A 6869-nucleotide genomic window follows, 5' to 3' on the forward strand; every position below is an offset into this window, starting at 1 on the left:
GGCACCCTGATGTCACTTCGGACGATACCGCCTTTCCTCGCTGGGGTACTGTGCGGGTGCGGCCGCGTTTTCCGGATGCGCCCTCAGGGTGTCACACGGACGCTCTCCGCAGCGCAGCGAGGAGATGGCGGAGCGTCCGGGTGACGGGTGCCCCTGCGTAGGCGCGGAGGAAATATGCGGCGCCCCGCCCCTGCTTAGTGAGGGGAGGAACGAGGACGGTTACTGCCCCTCGCCTGTAGCCCTAACCAAGCAGAGAGAGGACTAGTCCTCGTGCGCAACCTTCACGGTCACGCCGTTGAAGGTGACGGTGTCGCCGGGGTGCAGCTGCTTGCCGCGTGCTTCCTCAATGTCGCCGTTGACCTTTACCAGGCCGTGCTGAATGACCTCGCGTGCCTGCGCGCCGTCCTCTACGAGGTTGGCGAGCTTGAGGAACTGGCCGAGGCGGATCATGTCGTCGCGAATAAAAATTTCTTCCATGCTTCCTAGTTTATCCCGCCGGGTGCATCCTGGTGTCCGGCAAAAATGGGGGAGTGGTGGGCCGGGTAGGCATACCCAGGGGTGGGGTGGTGATGGTACCCTAGTGTCTTGCATCAAAAAGTGTGCATATTGCGCCGATGAGCGCGAATACGGGCGCCCCGTTCTGGGTTGCGTCCCTTATGAACCCGAACTCACGCACGTCACAGCCGGTGGCGGGGCAGAAGGAGTAACTATGGCTGAAAAGTCCACCCTCGATAACGTTATTGCGCTCGCGAAGCGCCGCGGCTTTGTTTTCCAGGCCGGTGAAATTTACGGCGGTTCCCGCTCCGCATGGGACTACGGCCCCCTCGGTGCAGAGCTGAAGGAAAACATCCGTCAGCAGTGGTGGCAGCGTTTCGTCCGCTCTCGTGCGGACATGGTTGGCCTGGATTCCTCCGTTATTCTGCCTCGTGCGGTGTGGGAGGCTTCCGGTCACGTGGCGACCTTCACCGACCCGCTGGTTGAGTGCCTGTCGTGTCACAAGCGTCTGCGTCAGGATCACCTGCTGGAGAACTTTGAGGCGAAGAAGGGCCGCGCGGCTGAGGGCATGGAAGAGATTGCTTGCCCGAACTGTGGTACTCGCGGTGAGTGGACTGAGCCGCAGAACTTCTCCGGTCTGATGAAGACTTACCTGGGCCCGGTTGATAATGAGGAGGGTCTGCACTTCCTGCGCCCGGAGACCGCTCAGGGTATTTTCGTGAACTTCAACAATGTGGTCACTGCTTCTCGTAAGCGCCCGCCGTTCGGTATTGGCCAGATTGGTAAGTCGTTCCGTAACGAGATCACTCCCGGTAACTTTATTTTCCGTACTCGTGAGTTCGAGCAGATGGAAATTGAGTACTTTGTGCACCCGGATGACGCTGATAAGTACTTCAATGAGTGGGTTGAGGACTGCTGGAACTGGTTCGTTGACCTGGGTATTAACCCGGATAACATGCGCCGCTTCGACGTTCCTAAGGAGGAGCGTGCACACTACTCGGCTGGCACTATTGACGTTGAGTACCGCTTCGGCTTCCAGGGTTCCGAGTGGGGCGAGCTGATGGGCGTTGCGAACCGTACCGACTACGACCTGGGCGTGCACAACGAGCACTCCAACGCGAAGCTTGAGTACTTCGACCAGGCTACCGGCGAGCGTTACGTGCCGTACGTGATTGAGCCGTCCTTTGGTCTGACCCGCTCCATGATGGCGTTCCTTGTTGACGCATACGTTGAGGATGAGGCACCGAATACTAAGGGTGGCGTGGACAAGCGCGTCGTGCTGAAGCTTGACCCGCGCCTGGCACCGGTGAAGGCTGCTGTTCTGCCGCTGTCGAAGAAGGCTGAGCTGTCTGAGCCGGCAACTAAGCTGGCGAATGAGCTGCGTGGCCTGTGGAACGTGGATTACGACGAGGCGGGCGCTATTGGCCGCCGTTACCGCCGCCAGGATGAGATTGGTACCCCGTTCTGCATCACCGTGGACTTTGACACTCTTGAGGATCAGGCTGTGACCATCCGCGAGCGTGACACCATGAACCAGGAGCGTGTGGCTCTGGATCAGGTGAAGTCTTACCTGGCTGCACGCCTGGCAGGCTAAAAATAATTCATAACATGGTCGGCGGGTAGCCTCTTAGAGCGAAAGAGGCTACCCGCCGTCGTGTATTTGGGCTACCCTGGTTAGACTGATTGGCACGTTTGACGCGAGCGAAGGAAAGGTGCACGGATATGGCTGAACGCCTCAGCGAAAAATTTGAGATTCGCCCTTGGCAGGAGGGTGATGACCTTGCCCTGCTTGAGATATGGAACTCTGCCCGCAATGAGGTTGAGGAGCGCCAGCGTGGCCTTTTCGGCCCGGATACGGATGCGCCGTTTAGCCGCACCCTGGTGGTGACTGCTTCGGGTGTGCCGGTGGCTGCGGGTACTGTGGTGGCTTCGATGCTGCATCCGACGCGTCTATGGTCCTACATTGAGGTGGCAGCTGATCACCGCCGTCAGGGTATTGGTACTGCCCTGCTGGATGCGTTGCGTGAGATTGCGGCGGCGCACGGTCAGACCACTGCTCTGCGCGTGAAGCTTGCACCGTTTAGCGATGGTGAGGAGTTCGCGCAGGCGGCCGGTATGAAGCTGATTCAGCGTTCCCGCATGGTGCGTGTGGAGCCGGGTGCGATTCCTCCGGTGTCTTTGCGTGAGGATGCTGACGGTAACGAGACTCAGGCGATTGAGGATTTGGCGACCGGTTCGGTTGAGCTGACCGCCGCGCTCTGGGAGTTCTACCGCCGCGCCCATGAGTGGGATGTTCCCGCTGAGGTGGGTCTGGGCACGGTGAACCGCTACTTCCTCTCGGATGAGGTGCGTGCCTTTGGCGCCGTGGTGCTTCGTGACCATATTCGTGAGGCGGCCGCAGAGGGTAAGAAGGGCCCGATTGTTGCGTTTGCGGTGAGCTACCACCCCTTCGAAACTGACCCGGAGGCGGCGCTGGTGGATGAGAAGACCGCCACCGAGCTGCTGCTGGGTTATGACTTTGATAATGAGGGTGCCGTGGAGGCGATTATGCAGGTGCTGTCCCTGCTGAGCGCTAAGTACCCGGTGCTGGTTGAGGTTGACGACGCCATGGAGGCGCTGGTTCAGGTGACCGACGTGCTGCTGCGTGCCGGCACTGCCTCGGTGGAGGGTGATCCGACCTACATTTACGTGACCGAGTAGGTTCTCGGTACCCAGCCTGCTGGCTGACTCTTGCTGAAGGGGCGGGGGAGTGGAATGCTCCTCCGCCCCTTTCGCGTACTGCCCCTCTCGCGTACCTGCGCCTCCTCACGGTTGCTGAGCTTGCACTGTGCTCCTGTACCCCCTCAGCTGAGTCCGGTTCTCGATTTGCCCCCGTATGCCACAATATAGGGGTGAATTCTGAAGCACCCCGTCTTACCCTTCCGCCCCTGAAACTGGGCAAACTGACCGTTGATACTCCCGTGGTTCTCGCCCCGATGGCCGGCGTGACCAATAAGGCTTTCCGCCGCCTCTGCAGTGAATATGGCGGCGGCCTGTACGTTACCGAGATGGTGACTGCGCGCGCCCTGGTGGAGCGTAAGCCCGAGTCCATGCGCATTATTGAGCATGACCCGGACGAGAAGATCCGCTCCATCCAGATTTACGGTGTGGACGCGGTTAACGTCGGTAAGGCTGTGCGCATGGTCGTTGAAGAGGACCGTGCCGACCACATTGACTTGAACTTTGGTTGCCCGGCTCCTAAGGTGACTCGCCGCGGTGGCGGTGCCGCTCTGCCCTGGAAGACTGACCTGTTCACTGCGATTGTGCAGACCGCGGTGAAGGAGGCGTCCCGCAACGATATTCCGCTGACCATTAAGATGCGTAAGGGCATCGACGATGACCACATTACGTTCTTGGAGTCCGCCAAGATTGCGCGTGATGCCGGTGTTGCGGCGATTGCCCTGCACGGTCGTACTGCGGCTCAGCATTATTCGGGTAAGGCTGACTGGGATTCGATTGCGCAGCTGCGCGAGCTGATTCCGGATGTGCCGATCCTGGGTAATGGCGATATTTTCTCCGCTGAGGATGCGGTGCGCATGGTCGAGCAGACCGGCGTGGACGGCGTGGTGATTGGTCGCGGCTGCCAGGGTCGCCCGTGGCTGTTTGGCGACCTGCAGAATGCGTTTGAGGGTTCGTCGGAGCGTATCCGCCCGACCCTGACCGAGGTGTCGGACATGATTTACCGCCACGCAGAACTGCTGGTGGAAACCTTCGGCGATGAGACCCGAGGCCTGCGCGAAATCCGCAAGCACGTGGCGTGGTACTTCAAGGGGTACCCAGTTGGCGGTGAGCTGCGCGCGAAGATGGCTCAGGTGCCCGACCTGGCGACGTTCCGTGAGTTGATTGCTCAGCTGGACCACTCGATTGGTTACCCGGGTGCTGCTGTGGAGGGTTCGCGCGGGCGCGCCGGCAGCCCCAAGCAGCCGCACCTGCCCGACGGCTGGCTGGATTCGCGCATCCTCGGCGATGCTGAACGTCTGGGTCTGGTGGAGGCTGAGCTGGACATTTCCGGCGGCTAACCCCCTGTACTTGTGTGCCGCGGCGTGCTGTTTGCGCGTCGCGGCGCATCCTTTTTCGGGCCTGTTCGCGCCGCTCTTTGGCGCCCCTGCAACGCTCACAAGCGCTACCTGTTGACCCCCACCGTAGAATTGAGTTTATGGCTGGATTAATCCGCAAAGAAGACATTGACGAAGTCCGCGCCCGTACCGATATCCGCGAAATCATTGAAGGCTACGTGAGCCTCAAAAGCGCCGGTATAGGCACCTTCAAGGGGCTGTGCCCGTTCCATGACGAGCGCACGCCCTCCTTCAATGTGCGCCCGCAGGTCGGCTCGTACCACTGCTTTGGCTGCGGTGAATCCGGTGACGTGTACTCCTTCGTCATGGCGATGGAGCACACCAGTTTCGTTGAGACGGTGGAGCGTCTTGCCGCCCGTATCGGCTACACCCTGCACTATGAGGGCGGTAAGCCCGGCGACCGCTATGAGGCGGGTATGCGCCGCCGCCTGCTCGACGCGCACAAGATTGCCGCCGAGTTCTTCGAACGCAACCTCTACAGCGCTGATGCGCAGGAAGCACAGCGCTTCCTCGGCGCCCGCGGTTTCGACCCCGCCGCAACCCGCAAGTTCGGTGTCGGCTACGCCCCGCGCGGCTGGGACCACCTGCTCAAGCACCTTCGCTCTCAGGGTTTCACTGATGAGGAGCTGAAGGCTACCGGCATGTTCTCGGAGGGCAACCGCGGCCTGTACGACCGCTTCCGCGGCCGCATCATCTGGCCGATTCGCACCATCGCTGGTGAAACCATCGGTTTCGGTGCCCGCCGCCTCTTCGACGACGACCAGGGCCCCAAATACCTGAACACCCCCGAGACGCAGCTGTACAAGAAATCCCAGGTACTTTACGGCATTGACCTGGCAAAACGCGATATGACCAAGACCAAGCAGGTCGTCATTGTGGAAGGCTACACGGACGTCATGGCTGCACACCTCGCCGGCATCACCACCGCCGTTGCCACCTGCGGCACCGCGTTCGGTCCCGGCCACATCAAGATGGTGCGCCGCATGATTACCGACGACGGCTCCGGCGGCGAAATCATCTTCACCTTCGACGGCGACGCCGCAGGTCAGAAAGCCGCCATGGCTGCCTTCGAGGAGGACCAGCGCTTCGTCGCGCAGACCTTCGTGGCGGTTGCCGAGAACGGCATGGACCCCTGCGATCTGCGCCTGCACAAGGGGGACGCCGCGGTGCGCTCGCTGATTGCTTCGCGCCGCCCGCTGTTCGAGTTTGCGATTGATTCGACCCTCGCCAAGTACGACCTGGCGACCCTGGAGGGCCGCGTGCTGGCGATGCGCGCTATCGCCCCGATTATTGCCGGCATTAAGGACCGCGACCTGCGCCCCGCCTACATGCGTAAGGTATCCGGTCAGCTTGGTCTGGAGCTCGACGAGATTCAGCGCGCCGTGGCGTACGCGCAGAACCACCCGAAGCTTTCTCGCACCCAGCAGGTGGAGGCTCCCGCAGCCGCGCCGCGTTACGAGCGTCTGGACGAGGGGCCGCAGGGCGTGCCGGGCACGCCGGGATACGCGGGCGCTCAGGGTTACGCGGGCGCTCAGGGGGCAGTTCATGCTGACGCGCCCTATGACCCCGCCTACGACGCACCGCCACCGGAAGACCACGCCGCACCCAGCGCCTACGCCGGGCAGAACGCTGCCGCGCACCCGCCGAGCAGCATTCAGCCCGTCGCACCCCAGCCGGAGGCGACCGCCCCCGCCGTCGAGGAGTTCCTCACCCCCGACCCGCGCGACCCGGTCGCCCGCCTCGAAAAGGCGGCGCTCGAGATTGCCCTGCAGCACCCCGAGCTCATCAGCGTGGAACAGTGGCGTAACCTCGCCACCGTGCAGTTCCGCTACCGCACCCACCGCGAGGTGGCCGCCGGTATTATCCATGCCGCAACCGTCATGGCGCCCACCCCCGGCATCGAATGGATTAACTGCGTGCGCTCCGGCGCTGTGGAAGGCGTGCACCCCGCCATCGCGGAGCTCGCCGTCTCACCGCTACCGGTCAGTAGCGCCGAGCGTCTGCCCGGTTTCGTCACCGGTGCGCTCAATGCTCTGTTTGAGCAGCAGATTGCCCGCCAAAAATCTGACCTGATGATGCGCCTGGAACAGCTCAGCGCCAACCCCGACGACGAAGAATTCGAAGCGGTACAGCGTCAGCTCCTCGAATTGGAGATGCGCCGCCGACAGCTCGCCGCACAGCGCGGCTAGGTGCGGTTCCTTGTGAGAGCCCCGGCTGTCTGCTCAACGTTTTACGTTCCGCAGACAGCCGGGGGGGGGG

At 62.0% G+C, this 6869-nt stretch carries 5 protein-coding genes; 4 read left to right on the forward strand and 1 reads right to left on the reverse strand.

What is annotated here, in order from left to right:
• Positions 1-261: 261 nt before the first annotated feature.
• A complete protein-coding gene (locus tag HMPREF2712_RS01470; RefSeq protein WP_005508828.1) occupies positions 262-477 on the reverse strand; it encodes an RNA-binding S4 domain-containing protein in 216 nt (71 codons plus the stop codon).
• 232 nt (positions 478-709) lie between these two features.
• On the opposite strand from HMPREF2712_RS01470, the gene HMPREF2712_RS01475 reads away from it, so the two are divergent.
• The 4 genes from HMPREF2712_RS01475 (at position 710) to dnaG (ending at position 6799) form a co-directional block, all read left to right on the forward strand.
• A complete protein-coding gene (locus HMPREF2712_RS01475) occupies positions 710-2089 on the forward strand; it encodes a glycine--tRNA ligase (protein ID WP_005507052.1) in 1380 nt (459 codons plus the stop codon).
• A 128-nt stretch (positions 2090-2217) separates the two neighbouring features.
• Positions 2218-3195 carry a GNAT family N-acetyltransferase gene (locus HMPREF2712_RS01480; protein WP_070819081.1) on the forward strand — a complete coding sequence of 326 codons (978 nt, stop codon included), beginning with the start codon at positions 2218-2220 and terminating at the stop codon, positions 3193-3195.
• 191 nt (positions 3196-3386) lie between these two features.
• A complete protein-coding gene (dusB, locus tag HMPREF2712_RS01485) occupies positions 3387-4553 on the forward strand; it encodes a tRNA dihydrouridine synthase DusB (protein WP_049341672.1) in 1167 nt (388 codons plus the stop codon).
• A gap of 137 nt (positions 4554-4690) precedes the next feature.
• Positions 4691-6799: a DNA primase gene (gene dnaG / locus HMPREF2712_RS01490; RefSeq protein ID WP_070819082.1), complete on the forward strand. Its 2109-nt coding sequence runs from the start codon at positions 4691-4693 to the stop codon at positions 6797-6799.
• The last annotated feature ends 70 nt before the right edge of the window (positions 6800-6869 follow it).

This window comes from Rothia sp. HMSC064F07 (genome assembly GCF_001837265.1).
GTDB lineage: Bacteria > Actinomycetota > Actinomycetes > Actinomycetales > Micrococcaceae > Rothia > Rothia mucilaginosa.

Excerpts from the sequence above, each read along its gene's own strand:
- HMPREF2712_RS01470 (WP_005508828.1), bottom strand. The coding sequence starts at position 477 with ATGGAAGAAATTTTTATTCGCGACGACATGATCCGCCTCGGCCAGTTC.
- HMPREF2712_RS01475 (WP_005507052.1), top strand. The coding sequence starts at position 710 with ATGGCTGAAAAGTCCACCCTCGATAACGTTATTGCGCTCGCGAAGCGC.
- HMPREF2712_RS01480 (WP_070819081.1), top strand. The coding sequence starts at position 2,218 with ATGGCTGAACGCCTCAGCGAAAAATTTGAGATTCGCCCTTGGCAGGAG.
- dnaG (WP_070819082.1), top strand. The coding sequence starts at position 4,691 with ATGGCTGGATTAATCCGCAAAGAAGACATTGACGAAGTCCGCGCCCGT.